The 15,616-nt window shown below is 31.1% G+C and carries 15 protein-coding genes; 5 read left to right on the plus strand and 10 right to left on the minus strand.

What is annotated here, in order from left to right:
* Together ACMGDK_RS11395 and ACMGDK_RS11400 are read right to left on the minus strand one after the other, a co-directional pair.
* On the minus strand, positions 1-762 hold the full coding sequence (locus ACMGDK_RS11395; protein ID WP_436808065.1) for a hypothetical protein: 762 nt from the start codon (positions 760-762) through the stop codon (positions 1-3).
* Positions 763-765: 3 nt separating this feature from the next.
* On the minus strand, positions 766-1,173 hold the full coding sequence (locus tag ACMGDK_RS11400) for a hypothetical protein (protein ID WP_436808066.1): 408 nt from the start codon (positions 1,171-1,173) through the stop codon (positions 766-768).
* Positions 1,174-1,215: 42 nt separating this feature from the next.
* Here ACMGDK_RS11400 and ACMGDK_RS11405 point away from each other — a divergent pair, with 42 nt between their 5' ends.
* Entirely contained in the window at positions 1,216-1,470 is a 255-nt protein-coding gene (locus ACMGDK_RS11405; RefSeq protein ID WP_436808067.1) for a hypothetical protein, read from the plus strand.
* On the opposite strand, the gene ACMGDK_RS11410 is transcribed toward ACMGDK_RS11405, so the two are convergent.
* From ACMGDK_RS11410 to ACMGDK_RS11425, 4 genes are all read right to left on the minus strand, one after another.
* Positions 1,451-1,618 carry a hypothetical protein gene (locus ACMGDK_RS11410; RefSeq protein WP_436808068.1) on the minus strand — a complete coding sequence of 56 codons (168 nt, stop codon included), beginning with the start codon at positions 1,616-1,618 and terminating at the stop codon, positions 1,451-1,453. The two genes, ACMGDK_RS11405 and ACMGDK_RS11410, sit on opposite strands and share 20 nt — an antisense overlap.
* Positions 1,619-1,627: 9 nt before the next feature.
* Entirely contained in the window at positions 1,628-2,908 is a 1,281-nt protein-coding gene (locus tag ACMGDK_RS11415; protein ID WP_436808069.1) for a hypothetical protein, read from the minus strand.
* A 133-nt stretch (positions 2,909-3,041) separates the two neighbouring features.
* On the minus strand, positions 3,042-6,596 hold the full coding sequence (locus tag ACMGDK_RS11420) for a hypothetical protein (RefSeq protein WP_436808070.1): 3,555 nt from the start codon (positions 6,594-6,596) through the stop codon (positions 3,042-3,044).
* A gap of 142 nt (positions 6,597-6,738) precedes the next feature.
* Positions 6,739-7,533, minus strand: a complete 795-nt coding sequence (locus tag ACMGDK_RS11425) for a hypothetical protein (protein ID WP_436808071.1) — start codon at positions 7,531-7,533, stop codon at positions 6,739-6,741.
* A 94-nt stretch (positions 7,534-7,627) separates the two neighbouring features.
* Here ACMGDK_RS11425 and ACMGDK_RS11430 point away from each other — a divergent pair, with 94 nt between their 5' ends.
* Genes ACMGDK_RS11430 through ACMGDK_RS11445 form a run of 4 tightly spaced genes read left to right on the plus strand, consistent with a single transcriptional unit; the run spans position 7,628 to position 13,190 of the window.
* Positions 7,628-8,023 (plus strand): hypothetical protein, encoded by a 396-nt coding sequence (locus tag ACMGDK_RS11430; RefSeq protein ID WP_436808072.1) that lies wholly within the window; start codon positions 7,628-7,630, stop codon positions 8,021-8,023.
* On the plus strand, positions 8,020-8,586 hold the full coding sequence (locus ACMGDK_RS11435) for a hypothetical protein (RefSeq protein ID WP_436808073.1): 567 nt from the start codon (positions 8,020-8,022) through the stop codon (positions 8,584-8,586). The genes ACMGDK_RS11430 and ACMGDK_RS11435 overlap by 4 nt, the downstream gene beginning before the upstream one ends.
* Positions 8,573-10,831: a hypothetical protein gene (locus ACMGDK_RS11440; protein ID WP_436808074.1), complete on the plus strand. Its 2,259-nt coding sequence runs from the start codon at positions 8,573-8,575 to the stop codon at positions 10,829-10,831. Before ACMGDK_RS11435 ends, ACMGDK_RS11440 begins: the two co-directional genes overlap by 14 nt.
* Position 10,832: 1 nt before the next feature.
* On the plus strand, positions 10,833-13,190 hold the full coding sequence (locus tag ACMGDK_RS11445) for a hypothetical protein (protein WP_436808075.1): 2,358 nt from the start codon (positions 10,833-10,835) through the stop codon (positions 13,188-13,190).
* Positions 13,191-13,347: 157 nt separating this feature from the next.
* Here the strand turns inward: ACMGDK_RS11445 and ACMGDK_RS11450 are convergent, their stop codons facing one another.
* The 4 genes from ACMGDK_RS11450 to ACMGDK_RS11465 all read right to left on the minus strand — a co-directional run bounded on the left by ACMGDK_RS11450 (position 13,348) and on the right by ACMGDK_RS11465 (position 15,616).
* Positions 13,348-13,569: a hypothetical protein gene (locus ACMGDK_RS11450; protein ID WP_436808076.1), complete on the minus strand. Its 222-nt coding sequence runs from the start codon at positions 13,567-13,569 to the stop codon at positions 13,348-13,350.
* On the minus strand, positions 13,559-13,891 hold the full coding sequence (locus tag ACMGDK_RS11455; protein WP_436808077.1) for a hypothetical protein: 333 nt from the start codon (positions 13,889-13,891) through the stop codon (positions 13,559-13,561). The genes ACMGDK_RS11450 and ACMGDK_RS11455 overlap by 11 nt, the downstream gene beginning before the upstream one ends.
* A 59-nt stretch (positions 13,892-13,950) precedes the next feature.
* A complete protein-coding gene (locus tag ACMGDK_RS11460; protein WP_436808078.1) occupies positions 13,951-14,739 on the minus strand; it encodes a hypothetical protein in 789 nt (262 codons plus the stop codon).
* Positions 14,740-14,923: 184 nt separating this feature from the next.
* The gene (locus ACMGDK_RS11465; protein WP_436808079.1) at positions 14,924-15,616 is read right to left on the minus strand and encodes a hypothetical protein; all 693 of its coding nucleotides are present in this window, start codon (positions 15,614-15,616) and stop codon (positions 14,924-14,926) included.

The raw sequence follows: 15,616 nt of genomic DNA on the forward strand, positions 1-15,616 counted from the left end.
TTATAAGTATGGATTTTTAAATGGATTGAAATTTAATGCCCCAGGAATTCCTGGATGTGCTAATCCAGAATCAAAAAATGGATTATATGACCTTTGGGTGTTATTGGTCAAATTTATATTGTTCGGAATATTTAAAGCAGTTGCATTAATTGGTTGGGTGTTTGTTATGATTGGAGCTGAATTTAAATTAATTGGATTTAGTTGTCCTCCACTTGATAAATTGTTACTTTGACCAGTGCCCATGTTAAAAAGACCTGCAGAAGCACCACTTGCAATACTTAAAAGAGATTGAGATAATTGATTAACACCATTCACTCTGTTCTGATTAGCCACATTAAGAGCATTACCCAAGCCGAGCAAGTCATTATTCTCTCTGTTTTCTTGCATTTGAGTTACCATTGAATTACCCTGAGCAACTAGCCTTTGTCTTTCTTTTTCTTGTTGATCGAGATCGGCCATTATTTTAGCCTGTGCATCATTTTGTTGAGCTATTATATTTGGGATAAAACTATTTACAGCTCTACTTCCTCCCTGTGCTACTGTATTTGCTGCAGTTGCAAAATTACGAGCCATATCTTCTCTTGTTCTATCGGCACCAAGTGTTGAAACTTGTAAACTTTCATAGGGATTTGTTAAATCTTGACGATCATATTCATTGATTTGATTCTGTAATTTTTTAGCTTGTTTATTGGCACTTGTCATTTGAGCTACTCCTACTCCGGCCGCCAATACTGCTGGTATAATTGCAATTGCTGCAGGCATAATTTATATGATTTTGGTTATGAATTCGCTAACATTGGTCCCGGCTTCTAACATACCTATTTCTCTAAATTCCTTTTTAAGATTTGAATGCTCTGCCCATGTTATAACATAGTCATATCCGAGTTCCTTTACAGACAAAAATAAGGCTCCAATGAACTCTCTAAGGGTTTGCTGAAAGTCAATTGCTTTATTTTTGTAAAATGGATTTCTCGAAATAAACCCTATCATTGCCATTTTTGAATTTGATGTCCATATAAAGCCTGAATATATTTCAGTTCCAGATTCCTCATCATACATAATTAATCCGGTGTCAGGATATGTTTGGCGATTAAATTCTTTCCCTGGACTCCACCATTTTAACCATTTTTCAATTGTTACAAAATCTGATTCTTGGAATTTTCTAACTTTCATATTATGTATTTTTATATATTTGAGAAAACTAAATCAATAACCATGGAAAAAAAGGCCACCAATGAACAAATCAGCAAATTGAAAGAGCTAAACGCTCTTATTAATAATAACGGTTCTACTGCAGTATCAATTGGATATTCTGTGCATGCAGCTCAGATTTTAAAAGACATTGATCTCTTAAGTGTGTTTAGCTCAACAATAGGATCTGAGGTTACTATTTTCAACATTCAAAGAGAATCATATCCATATAAAAACATTGTAAGTATTATTACAAATGCTATTGATTATTATCAATAAGGTTTTTGATAAACTTATAATTATCACCAAGTGTTTTGATATCAGTACTAAATTTTGAGACAACCTTTAATATTTTTACTTTTTCCTTTAACAGTTTTAAAGGAATTTTTATATTATCTCTCTGTTGGTTAAGTAATTGCTTTTCCATATAATAAATTTATATTACAACCTTGAATACGGTTGTTGTTTCGTTTAGTTTCAACTCTGATTTTACGTTATATGCTTCAAGTTTAGAAATGATTTCATATCCTTCATTCTCTGCATCTTGAAGATCTATTACTTGAGTATACCTGTTTCTGCCATCAACAACAAAACAGTTAGCAGATGCCCTTCCGATTAAATTTAAAGCATGTTCATTATAGGTATTACTTCCAGACATTGAAGAACTTCTTGCAGAGTAATCTGTGATTCTTGTAGAGTGTATATGGCCTCCTACGATAAAATCTATATGCTGGCCTTTCAAAGCATATCTACCGATTGCTGATTGTGTTTTTGTCTGATCATCCACAATTTTATTTACATTATGTGCAATCAGCCAATTTTGTTGTGGGAAACTAACAATGTTTTCTAATTTGTCTATACTCGTAAATCGTATACCTTCAATTTCAGAGAACTCAAACATTTCACGTAACTGCGCCATTATAGTAAAGTCATAATTGTCCGAGAATGCTTCATTAGAAAATGTCATTTCATGTTTAACTCTTGATTCATTTCCAAGAACTGAAATAATATCAATTTCGAAACCTGAATTTCTTATCTCGAGAATAGCTTGTTTAAATATATGGCAAGTAAGAACTACTGCTTTAGCACGGTTCGTTGATTGATTAAGAATTTCATCTAATCGTCTATCAGAATTAAGTAAATCACCACCAAACAATATAACTATTTTACCAACGTTTCTAAACCTAAAATATTCAAGACATTCATTGATGTATTTTTTAAGTCTTTGTGAAAATATTCTATAATTATATTTATTGTTTGGTAGATCAATAAGCTCATTTGTGTGAGTATCTGTAATATGCATTACACCATAGACTTCAAAATTCTTATTTTGTTTAGTAATTGGACTAATATTGAATTCCTTCAGATGCGCACCGAACTTCCTATTTTGTTCTTTAATAGCTTGACCTAAATCTTCAACAGCATTTTCAACCCTGGCATATTCACGGAATGTTTTATTGTCAATTCTATTTTTATCCTGAAACTTTTGCTTTTCCTTTTTATATCTTACATTAGATTCTAACAACTCTTTATCAGACAGTCTATATTTTATATGTCTTGAACAATGTCTTCTGATGGCATCAGTATCTATTGGATTTAGATTAAATTCATCAACAACTAAACGAGCAATTTGTTTAAAATTTAAATCAGGTGAGTTGAGATATGTTTCAAAAATGAAATCGTTATAAATGAAATATTTAGAATTATTTCCAGACATAATAGTGATTTTATGTTACACAAATATACGCATAAAACACTCTGTCAGGTTGCGTATAATATTTGAGTTATTAACAATTTTAATTAAATTATAATACAAATAGATTATATGTTATTTTTATAATCAAAAATGCTTATAAATAGCTTTTGATAAGTTCTGTGCTTGTTCCGGTTATGTAAGTAAATGTTGAATCTTTTAGCTTTAAGTTAACCTCCATCCACTTTCCTCTTATTGGACTGCCGTCAGGCCTGTACATTCCAGAAGATTTCTTTTGAGAAAAAACATAATCATTAATATTTACAAATGAAGGATTATCTACAGTAATTCTATTACCGTTAATGTTTGTAACAATCATTACAGATCCTGAGTCTTTTTGAATTGAATCACCTACGCTAATATCGTTTGGAATATTCTGTGAAAAAAATAACACATTTCCTATTATTGATTTTACATTTCCAATTCCACTTACATGATCATAACCAAGTGTATTCCTCATGATTTCTGTAAAGAAAAAGGATTCTTTATGTTCAAAATTTTCTTTAGGAATAAATGATTCTGTGTAATTTGTTTTAATCTCAGCGTCCCAAGCCTTATTACTTTGTAGGAAGAAAGATTTAAAAATTTTATCAGAATCCATTTCTGGATTAACAACATACTTAAGTTCTGCAGGTACAGTATCTAAACCTACAAATGTATTATAATTTTCAGTAGTTTCATTTCTGAAAACTTTACTTTTATATGCAGTTAAATTGTTAATAATGTAATCAAATGGATAAGTATAATAAGCGGTAAAGCCCTTATTAAATCCAAGACAATATTCTAAATTAACTCCTATAATATATTCATTGTTGAATTCATCAAATGAACCAAGGAAAGTATGGTTATTATCTAATAATTCAACTCCTTCTTGGTAGAATCCACTTGTTCCAACTTCATTTAATTCTTTAATTTCGTCACCAGCTTTTAATAGAATTCTTTTTCTCTTTTTATCTGTAAAGAAAATATAATTAGAAAATTTCGCTATACTTTCAGGATTTTCTGATATACCAAATTCATATGGTAGTTCTCTGTAATTTCCTAGCACCTCTGAGCTTATCCCTACACTTTCTATTCCCTGCATATCCATAATAATAGATTTTCCATAGTATTGGTTTATTACCTTATCTACACAGAAAACCGTGATGTCTCCATCAGTTGAAACAATTCTTTGAATACTTCCGTACTTAATAGGAAGAGATTTCCAATTAGACAATACAGGATTAAATACAGACAAATTATTCAGCCTAAACTCATAATTGTATAATCCGGAATAAGTAATATCATTCTTTCTATGAATCATTCTATAACCATTCTTCTCATATAACGTTCCTCTGAACTTATAGTCTAAAAACTTTTGGTTAAATGAATCTTTTATTTTATAGCTTTCAATTCCATTCTCCCATGTATACCCATTATAAAAATTAATGTCAAAAATTGGATTAGATCCGTTCCATGAATCCGGAAATACAATACCATTTGTTATCATATAGGTTTTCTCGGTCTCATAATAAAGTGCTTCGAGGTTTTCTTTATTTTTTGTTCTAAAAATAATAGGTTTAATACCTCTTTCTAATCTCGTGTTTGTTTTAACTTTTACTACACCTCTTTCATCCCTGTTTCCACTATTACTTTGCCAGTCATAAATCCAACCTCCATTTGAATGAACAAGATCTGGATATAAATTATTAGTAAGAAATCTAATTTCATTCCCAACAACTTGTAATTTGATAAATGGAGAAATCATACTACTTTGAAGAAACTCCAATATATTAGGATAATCTTGTTCTGCATAAATTGTTTCAGCCACTACTACTGTTCCAGATACTGAAATAGCACTTTCACCACGACCTTTTTTATCCCTACCATATGTTAGATTAACTGAATAAGTAAATACATCACCTTCTTTTATAGCTCCATAATCACTAATAAAGATAGTACCTCTGTTTTCATATGAAGTGTAAAAGTTTCCATCCCATGTTCCTGTCCAGCCAGACGTTGCATCAAACCTGGCAGGATTATTTGTTCCATATAGAGAATCAAAAACTGCCCAATTTTTATCATGTGATCGGATTATATCCGGACCATTGACTGTAAAATTCATATAACCAGATTCATCTTTTATTCTGGCATATGTTCCGGTTACATTTAATCCTTGATTGACATTATATTCTTTTACATCTTCAACTATAAATTCTTTATACTCAATGGCTCCTGTATCAACTCTAAAAATATAATCACCTTTTTTTATCCTATTGACATTATCTGCAGTTAGTAAAAAATAGACATTCGCACCTATTTTTTTCGCATATGTCATGTATAGAATCTCGTAATTTAAGGTTTCGCTTTTTACTGCAAACTTCATCTTTGTTGCCCATGCTGGAGGCGGTGAGAGCATCTCTACTTGAAGATGGTTTGCTTTAAGTCGATCTGAAAAAGATATTTCGACTTCGCTTTTTAATTGATTAACAGGAAGTAAAGCGGTTGAACTTTCATTATAATCATTAATATAAATTACGGCAACTTTGTATTTAAACATAGAAGTTGCCGTTTTTCTTTTAGCAGTAGTAGAATATACATCTTGCGTTTTTAGAACCTGGAAGTCTACTTGTATAGGATTCCCATTTAAATCTGATATATCATATCCCTCCTTATAATTCGCAAAAATGATTCTATTTCCTGCAACAGTTTGAGTTTTAGGATGTTTTGGGATATTAGAGTACAACATTTTTGTAGTTTCCTCATCAAGAACCTCATAATTCTTAGAAAACTTATATTCAATATCAGAAATTAATACATCATCATTTATATTTGAAGAATTCTTATTAACAGCATAAATAAGATATGCAGTGTTTGATGTGTGCTCCCTTGCGTATACCTCTATATCAGTAACATATTTTCCTCCACTATTAATTTGAAGCTTTACAGTGTCCCACTTATTTACCATTGCTGTATTCTCACGTTGAGAATTCATTTTGAATGAATTCATAGGTTCAAATGTGGTGTCAGAATAAAAGGACAAAGAAGAATAATCTCCATCAATATATTTGTATCTATAAGTAAAACTTATAAAGACATCATTATCATTATTTTTGTATCCATTATCTACTAAACTGATAATTTCTGGTGATGACTTAGGCGGCTTTTTTGCAAGGATAATATCATCAGAAATAAATCCAGTTGAATAATCTCTAGTTATATTAATTACGCGGGGATATTCCCAATTTTCATTTGAAATAAAAAGTAAATCGCCAATTAAATCTATACTTAGAATGAATTTGTAAGGGACAATAACTGCTCCTAAGTTCCATCTTACTAAATCAAACCGCAATATGGTTGTGTCCTGGATAATGAGCCTTGAAATATTCGTTACAGAATCATATTCGATAACTTTGCTCTTTCCATTTGAATGTGCAAGAAGGAAATAGTTTTTGTTATTGTAGCCTTCCTTAGCTCCTAAAATTATCATACCTGGTTCTGAAAACTCAGAGCTTACCAGATCCATTCCTTTTAAGAACTTAAACGCTCCATCATCACCTTTTCCTGTAATTCTTAAATTCTTAGCCGTGACATAAGATTTGTTGTCCAGCATACTATATGAAGTATCACTGTCCATTTTAGAATTCACAAATATATTCTGAGTCTTTGCCACTTAATCTATTTTATCTATGTAATTTTGAATTGGATTTTTAAGGATGTTTTTCAAGTTTTGCTTTTCAAACTTTCTTTTATCTTTATCCAAAGGCTTAATTGCCTTTTCTGAGTTTTTATTTTTCTTAAATGATCTGCCCATATTATTGCATGAACAATATTGATTTTAAATCTCTCTCTGTTAATGGATTATTTTTAGAGAGTTCTTTACTTTTTAATTTTTTAAATTCATTTTTGAAATATTGGGATTGATTCAAGGTGTCAATACCTCCTTCAAGAATCTTGTATTTTATGTAATACTCTAAACATTCTGCAAGTTTTTCAGGAACATTAATAGCACATTGATCAAGTTCGTGAATATCATTCCCCATATACTCAACAATTACGCTCATTCCCTCCAGATCACTACTAAAGTCGAAGCATCTGTCTTTCTCATTAACATTTATCCAGGAATTTTTATATGTTTGAATATCATCATATAATTGTTGAAGTTCACATGGTATGTACCTGCCTGTGCCATAGCATTGATGACAATTACTATCACATTTGCCGTTGTTTTTAGAAGGGTTACATTCCATACACTCATCATCAATATTAGTCCCATCACAATCAGCTAACAGACCTCCTTCACATTGAACTAAAAAGTGCTTTATTTTAGATGGTACTTGATTTTTAGTTTTTATTTCTATTGTCTTTCCATCGCAATTTATTAGGTATGCTCTAATAAACTGCATGTAATCTTCCGGGAAAAACACTTTACAACTAAATGGTATTGAAAAGTTCATCCCAACAATACTTTGAACAAAAACTAAATTCAGTTTCTTTAGCCCTTCTTTCGCATATTTATCAATCATTATTTCATCAGCATTCCTAAAAATACTTGTTGGCACAGTAGCCTCATAAATAATCTCTTCAATTACCTCTTTTAAAGTTGGCATATTATAAAACTATGATGTCTGATTTAGGGGAATATTCAATGTAGCAAACCGCCTTTAGGTTGTCTCTCATGTTATTTTTGTTTCAAATATATATATGAATAAGAGGATTGATTGGTTTGCTAGCCCATTAAAATCACACGAAAAATTCATGGCTGCGTTAACAACAACCTACAGAAAGTATGATATAAATGCTTCTGATTGTTTATATATGATATTATGTGACAATGAAGATTTTGAATCGGAAAAATACAAAAGATTCTTAATGATAAGGACTGGTTCGAAAGACAGGTCTATGGAAATAAAACGGTTTTTCCTAGAGCTTTATGAAAACGAACAGGATCTTGTTGACATTTTAAACAGGAATATCACACAACGATATTTTGTGAAAAACATTGTTATAGAAAACAGTAAGAAAAAACACTCTGATTTTGAAGTTAATAAAAGAATGAAAGATGCTTTGAATACCGTGTTTCATAATATACAACTATGAGCAAGTCTGACAATTTCATTAAAAATGGCAAATGCATTCTTGAAAAGAATACAGTAAAAGCTATTCATGACCTACTTGGAGTTTTAGATTCTGAGGTAGAATACCCCATGAACCGTGACAAACTATCCATAAATGAAACCCGATTGTTATCTGTTGTTAAATCGAGAGGCCAAGCGTACAATACTGCTGTAAAACTTGCAGATGAAATAGGATTAGACAGAAGCCGAGATGTTAATCTAAAATCAAAATTCATTAAAGGCCTTAAAACAACTTTTAATGAAATGAATAAAATAATTATCAGAGATATCCGGAAGGAAGAAGAAGTATTTCAAATTAATGACGAAGCTGATCAAGAAATTGCCGATGTATTAGGAAAGGGAACAAACCCAGATCTGTCTGATGACTACATAGCATCCATTGCAAAAACAAAAGAAGAGGCTTACTTCTTAAATAAACAAATACTTGAAAGGATTGGTTTATTAGAAAATCCAGAGGAAGTAATGAGAGAAAAATTGGAAAATATAAAATCAGTATCAATCGCAGAATTATATGTTGAAAACTGATAAATCATATCGTAGAAACTTACATACAATTGAGAAAGAAGTAATTCCTATTTCTGAAATTGAAAAACTTAATAAATCCAGATCATGGGAGTATGGATATAATAAGAAATATGATGTAGTTATTATCTCTAAAGATGGAACAATTGGAGATGTTTTAAATATTGACGGATTATTAATTGCTATTCCATCTACTCCAAAAAAAATAAGGCATTCACTTCTACAGAATAAAGACCAAAAGTGGACAAGGTATGAAGTTCCAAAAGAACTAGCATTTTTTCATAAGTATTTTAAAGATTCTGAAAATGTTGAAGGAGCAATAAACCAGGTTCATAATGACCATTGTGATTTCATTAAAGAGGACTTTAATAGAATAAGAAATGGAGAATGGTTTATGAATGATGGTGTACCTCTTTATATTACAGGAGGATATTATTTTTTTTTACAACATTATAAGCTCACTGATAATAGGTATCCTGATTTTAGGATGACACAAAGGGATTATTATATATGGATAGAGGCTTGCTATGCAGACGATAGATGTTATGGTAGTTTACTTTTAAAATCTAGACGTTCATCTTTTACAACAACTGGAGCATCCGAAATCCTTCGTGATGCAATTAGACATAGAGATTCTTTTTATCCATTAGTTTCTAAAACTGAAAATGATGCAAAAAAAATATTTACTAAACATATTGTTAGACCCTTCTTAAAGTTTCCTAAGCATTTACAACCACAAAGAGTTGGAGAAGCTGTTCCAAAATCTAAACTAGAATTCAATTCAGCACAGAGAAAGCTTACTGCTAATAATAAAATGTCCGATGATGGAGATGGATTGGATACAACAATAGAACCAATGCCAACTACACTTGACGCATATGATGGAACAGAAGTAAAAAAATCGTTGAATGATGAGATTGGAAAATTTAAAGGTCAATTAGATTTAAATGAATTCTGGGATCAGGCACATAAAATGACTCATGAAGTAGGATCTGATATTGTTGGAAAATCACTCAACGGATCTACAGCTAACCCACCAAATAAAGGTGGAAAAAACTACGAAACTTTTTACAACGATAGTAAAGTTTCTACTCGAGATGATACTGGTCAAACCAAAACGGGTTTGTATGCACTGTTCATACCTGCCGATTATTCTTTAAGAGGGTTCTTTGACGAATATGGTTATGTGATTTACGATACCCCCTCAGACCCAATTTTAAATGAAAGAGGAAAGTTACAGGATTTAGGGGCTAAAGAATACCTTGATAAAAAAGAGATTGCATGTGGATCTAATTTAAAAAAGTTAAATGCTAGAAAAAGAAATAATCCACGTTTTGACAATGATGCCTTTCTTGATGAAGATGCTACATCAATGTTTGCTACAGAAGGCTTAGTTAATCACAAAAACTTTATAAAAAAACATCAATATACTGACAAATATCAATCTGAAGTTTTCAGGTTTGATCTTTCATGGAAAGATGGTATAGAAGATTCTACAGTTGTAATGACAAGAAAAAAAGATGGAAAATTTTTGTGTTCTTGGTTACCACCAGTAGAATTGAGAAATAATGTAAAAACAATTGACGGGAAAAAATATCCGGTTAATGCAGATTTAGGAGCTTTTGGAGCTGACCCTTATGATTCAAGTAAAGTTAAATATGGCAATGGATCAAAGATGGGATTCAAAGGGCTTACCAAAGATAACCATTACAAGCTTCATCATACAGAGAGAAATAAAATGTTTCTTCATTATAATGCAAGGCCTGCTACAAAAGATGAAGCTGAAGAGGATATCATAAAAGCTTTAGTTTATTTCTCAATGCCAATACTACCTGAGATTAATAAAAAATCACTTGTAGAAAAACTTAAAAAAAGAGGATATAGAAAATTTGTTCTAAATAATCCTTTAAAGAAAAAAATTGATTTAACACCAGATGAGAAAGAATTTGGAGGCATTGTATCAACATTTAATGGAAAGTCCGGGAATATTAAAGCACAGCAAGACGCATTAGAAGCTTGGATAATTGAAAATATTCCGGAGGATGTAGATGAAGACAATCTGAAAGTTCCATTTATTGATGTTCTCGAAGATGCTGAAATATATGAAGAAGAAGATAGACAAAAACGTGATGGTACTGTAGCATGGATGTATGCTGTATTGGCAACTAATGAAAAAGTACAACCCAAAGAAAACCCAACAACAGCAAACACAACAATAAATTTTAAAGAAATATTTTCATTGACATAACATGGGATATATAAATAAATTTCCGGATGAGCTTGTTCCTAACTCTGTGAAGGATAGCTATGAATTTGGCCAGGAATATGCCCGGGCTATTTGGAGCAGTGAAGAAAATAATTGGCTTCATAATTTAAAGAAGTTTGAAGAAAATCAATTATACGCTGATGCTAAACATCCTATAGATCACTGTAAAAGCAGCATTAAAAGAAAATTTGTCAATGAATCTTTCTTATCAATAGATTGGGATTCACGAGTTACGATATTATCTGATCACCTTCCAAAAATTTGGAATGGCATTGATATGTCAGAATTTGTTCCAAGTGTCTATGCTATTGATCCAACAGCAAAAGCAAAAAAGAAGCAAAGAAAAGATGACAAATTAAAGCTCTTCCTAGCTAAAGACTTTCTTGAACAAAATGCTATGATGGGTTCACAACCAATTCCACTTGAACAGATTCCACAATCTCGTGAACAAGTTGAAATTGAAAATGAGATTGAGAAACCATTAGATGAAGAAACAGCTGAAGAATTAGCAATACAAGGAATTGCATCTGAAAATAAATTTAATACCATTCAATGGATCGCTGCTAAGAACATTTTTATAAATGGAATATCAGTGGTGAAAATTTGGACAGATAAAGTTGAAGGTATCAAGATAAAATATGTACCATGTAAAAATTTCATTCACCAAGAAACAGAAGATCCATTCTTTTCTGACTGCAGATATTATGGTGAAGTAGAATCTATAACCATTGCTGAGTTAAAAAAAATAGCTTCAAGAAACAATGTTGTTATTACAAACGAAGAATTAAAGAAAATATGTTTAACAACAGATTCTATCAATGACCAAACAGTTGTTAAGGTGCTAAATTTCTCCTTTAAGACCTTTAGAAAAGATGTATATAAAACTAAAAAGAAAAGAGAAAATAACAGAGTCTCTGTAATTAACAGGACTAGAGACGAAGGTACAGACAAGGCATACATTCCAAGACATGAATCAGATATTTCAACAAGACTAGAAGACATATATGATGTTTGGTACAAGGGTACTATGATCATTGGTGGAGAGTATAAAGTTATAGAATATTCATTATGTGAAAATCAAGCAGAATACAAAGGGATTTCCATTCCACCATATTTAGCTTTCGCTCCAAGAATTTCCAAAAATGGATATAATTCATTAGTAGAAAAAGCTATACCCAAAATAAATCTTTATCAAGAATTAGATTTTAGAGTTCAGCATTTTAGAAATCAGCTTAGAGGTAAAATCGTAAGTATTAATCCAGATACAATTGCAAAAATACCTGATGGCAATGGTGGGTTTTATACTCCTGAGGATGTGCTTTCATTTTTCTTCTCATTAGGTATTAGATTTGAATTATCTACTGATGATGATGGTGACCAGATTCAAACGAAAACAGCTCTAAACGAAATACCTTCTACTCCAAATCACGATCTAAATTCATTAGTTGGCGAGCTTATGAGAACTGAAAATGACATTCTTAAGATCTTTGGATATGTTGGATCAGATAATTCAAGAGCAGATCCAAAAGACCAGTGGGACAGCGAGCCATATAGATTGTCTGACAACTTAGCATTAAAAGATTTTTCTGATGCATTATTTATGTGGTCGATAAACTGTTATCAAACAATGTCATCTATGCTAGATAATATTTTTTTGTTTTCAGATTTAAAAGAAAAATATGTTTCTATGATTGGAACTGATGACGTTGATGTTTTAGAAACTTATAGGAAAAATAGAGCTAAACATTATTTTGAAAATTTCGTAGAATTCCGTCCATCACGAGAGCAAAGAATGCAATTAGTTGCTAACATTAATAATTATGTAACTCAAAATCTTATTGATCCTCTTGATGCTGAAGAACTTTTAAATACTAAAAGTAAGAAGCTTACACTAAGATTACTTAGACTTCGTGTAGAGGCTAGAAAAAAAGAGAGTCAGAATTTTGAACTTCAGAAGAATCAGGAAATGCAGAATGGAAATGTTGTTGCTGCTCAAGCGGCTGCGAAAGCAAAACAAGAAACCATTGCTGTCGAATATAACTTTAAAGAACAATATGCTCAATCTGATCATATGCGAAAATTAGAGATATTAGAAAAAGAAATGAATCTTTCCTATTTGAAAGATCAGAATGATAAGAATTTTAAGTCTACTATGAAACAATTTGAGCATGAAAATTTAGAACGAAGAGACATGCTTAAAAAAGATCGAGATGAAGACACAAGGCTTACCGCCATAGACAAATCAGCAAAAAATCAAGAACAGCTTATTAAACTTCGAAATGGAGAGATTGATTCTATAAATCAATTGACTAAACCAGAAATAGATTTATCAAAATTATAAATAGACAACAATGGGAATTTTAAACATCAAAGCATTACAGACATACAAACAGGCTATCAAAGAAACGATTTCAAAGCCCATCATGAAACGATTGAACTCAGGGTGTAGATCCTGTGGAAAGAACAGAAACAAGCCCCGATAATCGGGGCTTTCTTATTTATGATTTGAATATGTCCGGAACATTATCTGGATGCCCATGTGTCCTATACTTATCCCATTTTTCTATAAAATCGTCAAATTCATCAGGACAATCCATATAGCTTTTACCACATAGAAATTCTTCATGCTCTTCAAACTCCTTGACAAATTCATTTGGTATCCAGTACCAATGACCGTCATCATCTTGCAGTTTTTTGATCTCTGGCTTATTAATTTTCATAATTGAGCTCAATTAAGAATCCTGATGTGGAATAGATAAGTGTCATTAGTTGATGTACATATTTTAATATCATTGTGTTAGATAAATGAGGGATTATATAGCCACCTTCTTCCGATACCAAAATTTTACCAGAATCAAATACTTCATCTTTGTAACCAAAAAGCTTGATCCATTCTTCTGTTAATTCAATCGGCTTATACCTATCAAAGAAACACTTTTCATCTATAGCTAATTCCTTGAAGTGTTTTAATTCTAAAGTAACATTCTTATCCCTTACAGAATCATATAACATAGATCCTATTCGTAATTCTTCTAACTTCATATTATTTATTTTTTTCTCATTAATTGATATGTATCTAAGTGAACATACACCCACTTCTACTATCCTCTATAACTAAGAGTATATACTGAAGGTTTACATTCAAATACCCATCCCTTATAGAAATAAGTATTAATACTGATAAAGTCTTCTTTTTTAAGGTCTAAATAATTACTTAAAGTTATTCTACCTTGAAATATTTTATTTTTTTGGTTGAAAATCTTTAAAATTCCTTTGTCCTTAAAAAATTTTTTGATTTTTGTAATTGTATTTTTTGATTTTTTTCCAATTAGCTCTCCAATCTTATTAACTGAAAGTGTAAGTTCTCTTTTGAAATCTATAGTACCGCCACGACGAATATAATTATCGTACTTCTTCACGTCCTTAGAAGTACACTTGCCAAACTTTTTTGACATTTGTTCACTTATGTAACTGAAGCGTTCTTTCCTTTCAAAAGCCTTAACCTGTCCAACAAGACAAGAGATCATTGCTAACCCTGCAAAAAATATTTTAATTTCTTTTATCGAGTTTATATTCCCTGGTACAAAAACATTTTTATCATTAATGAAACGCATTTGTCTTTTAGAGATAAGTCTCATTTCATTTCTTTCAAAAACTATCAATCCCTCTTTTTCAAGTTTATTGATATGACGTAATAGTGTAGAAAATCCAATCCCATATTTTTGAGATACTAATTTTAACATTTTGGTCTTTTCCTTATACTTGAAATAAAAATTCTTACCTGTATGTTCCTTTGATAAATAAACATAAGTTGACAATGCATCCATCCACCCCTCATTGAAAGCTTTGGCATATATTGTAGACGCAATGTAAACTCTTATTTTATTCATCGAATATTGTACATGTTAAAGGGAATAACACTTATACAAAAATACAAAACACAATATGGGGTTGCGCAACTAAAAATAAAATTGTTAATAACTTAGTAACCTTAGATGTGTGAAAAAGCAAGCCTGAACGAATCGAGGCCTGCAGTCACACTATATGAAAAACAAACTATTGTTCTTTGTGAAATTATTGTTCATTAATAAGTTCTTGTTGCTTCATTTGGGCAACATACTGAGCTATATCCGGTTCTCGAAGGTTCAGTCCGGCTAAGAACAAAACTTCAACAAATAAACGGTGTAACAATAAAGGATGAATATCTAAATCAGAGTAATCGGTTGCGTCAGGATTAAACATTTCCTTTCCCTGGATAATAGTGTAGGTCCATTTAGGGACTTTAGCTTTCCTAAAGTAGTTTATTCTAACTTGTTTGTTTTCGTTAACAGGATAAGCCTTAAAAGATGAGCCATATATACAGTAAATAGGAAGACATTTAGTAGGCTTTAGCCTTTTACTTCTTATTAGTTTTTCAAACTGATTTAGATCTTTTTTGTAATATTCATTATCAGCATCAAAAACACCATTTAATAAAAAAAGATCTTCTGGAAACATTGAATATCCTTCTTCGTCTAGTGTAATATTAATTGGTTTTGCCACCCAATATTCAATAACCTGTTTTATATTGAAGGATTCATTACCATAGTTTGGTGTTGATTGAAGCCGAGAATTTCTGTAATTTAGTTTTCTAAAATCAGAGAATACTTCTGCATAAATTGCCTGAATAGCCTGATTGGCCATAGAATTAAATTCAGATGGAGAGATTTTCCCCATCTGATTTTTATTGAGAACAGTAAGTAAAGTCTGATATAGAGTATTTATCAT

It is taken from the genome of Chryseobacterium hilariae (assembly GCF_051400735.1).
In the GTDB taxonomy this organism is placed as follows: domain Bacteria; phylum Bacteroidota; class Bacteroidia; order Flavobacteriales; family Weeksellaceae; genus Chryseobacterium.

Excerpts from the sequence above, each read along its gene's own strand:
- ACMGDK_RS11430 (WP_436808072.1), top strand. The coding sequence starts at position 7,628 with ATGAATAAGAGGATTGATTGGTTTGCTAGCCCATTAAAATCACACGAA.
- ACMGDK_RS11455 (WP_436808077.1), bottom strand. The coding sequence starts at position 13,891 with ATGAAGTTAGAAGAATTACGAATAGGATCTATGTTATATGATTCTGTA.
- ACMGDK_RS11450 (WP_436808076.1), bottom strand. The coding sequence starts at position 13,569 with ATGAAAATTAATAAGCCAGAGATCAAAAAACTGCAAGATGATGACGGT.
- ACMGDK_RS11465 (WP_436808079.1), bottom strand. The coding sequence starts at position 15,616 with ATGATAAATACTCTATATCAGACTTTACTTACTGTTCTCAATAAAAAT.
- ACMGDK_RS11445 (WP_436808075.1), top strand. The coding sequence starts at position 10,833 with ATGGGATATATAAATAAATTTCCGGATGAGCTTGTTCCTAACTCTGTG.
- ACMGDK_RS11400 (WP_436808066.1), bottom strand. The coding sequence starts at position 1,173 with ATGAAAGTTAGAAAATTCCAAGAATCAGATTTTGTAACAATTGAAAAA.
- ACMGDK_RS11395 (WP_436808065.1), bottom strand. The coding sequence starts at position 762 with ATGCCTGCAGCAATTGCAATTATACCAGCAGTATTGGCGGCCGGAGTA.
- ACMGDK_RS11405 (WP_436808067.1), top strand. The coding sequence starts at position 1,216 with ATGGAAAAAAAGGCCACCAATGAACAAATCAGCAAATTGAAAGAGCTA.
- ACMGDK_RS11440 (WP_436808074.1), top strand. The coding sequence starts at position 8,573 with ATGTTGAAAACTGATAAATCATATCGTAGAAACTTACATACAATTGAG.
- ACMGDK_RS11435 (WP_436808073.1), top strand. The coding sequence starts at position 8,020 with ATGAGCAAGTCTGACAATTTCATTAAAAATGGCAAATGCATTCTTGAA.
- ACMGDK_RS11410 (WP_436808068.1), bottom strand. The coding sequence starts at position 1,618 with ATGGAAAAGCAATTACTTAACCAACAGAGAGATAATATAAAAATTCCT.
- ACMGDK_RS11425 (WP_436808071.1), bottom strand. The coding sequence starts at position 7,533 with ATGCCAACTTTAAAAGAGGTAATTGAAGAGATTATTTATGAGGCTACT.
- ACMGDK_RS11460 (WP_436808078.1), bottom strand. The coding sequence starts at position 14,739 with ATGAATAAAATAAGAGTTTACATTGCGTCTACAATATATGCCAAAGCT.
- ACMGDK_RS11415 (WP_436808069.1), bottom strand. The coding sequence starts at position 2,908 with ATGTCTGGAAATAATTCTAAATATTTCATTTATAACGATTTCATTTTT.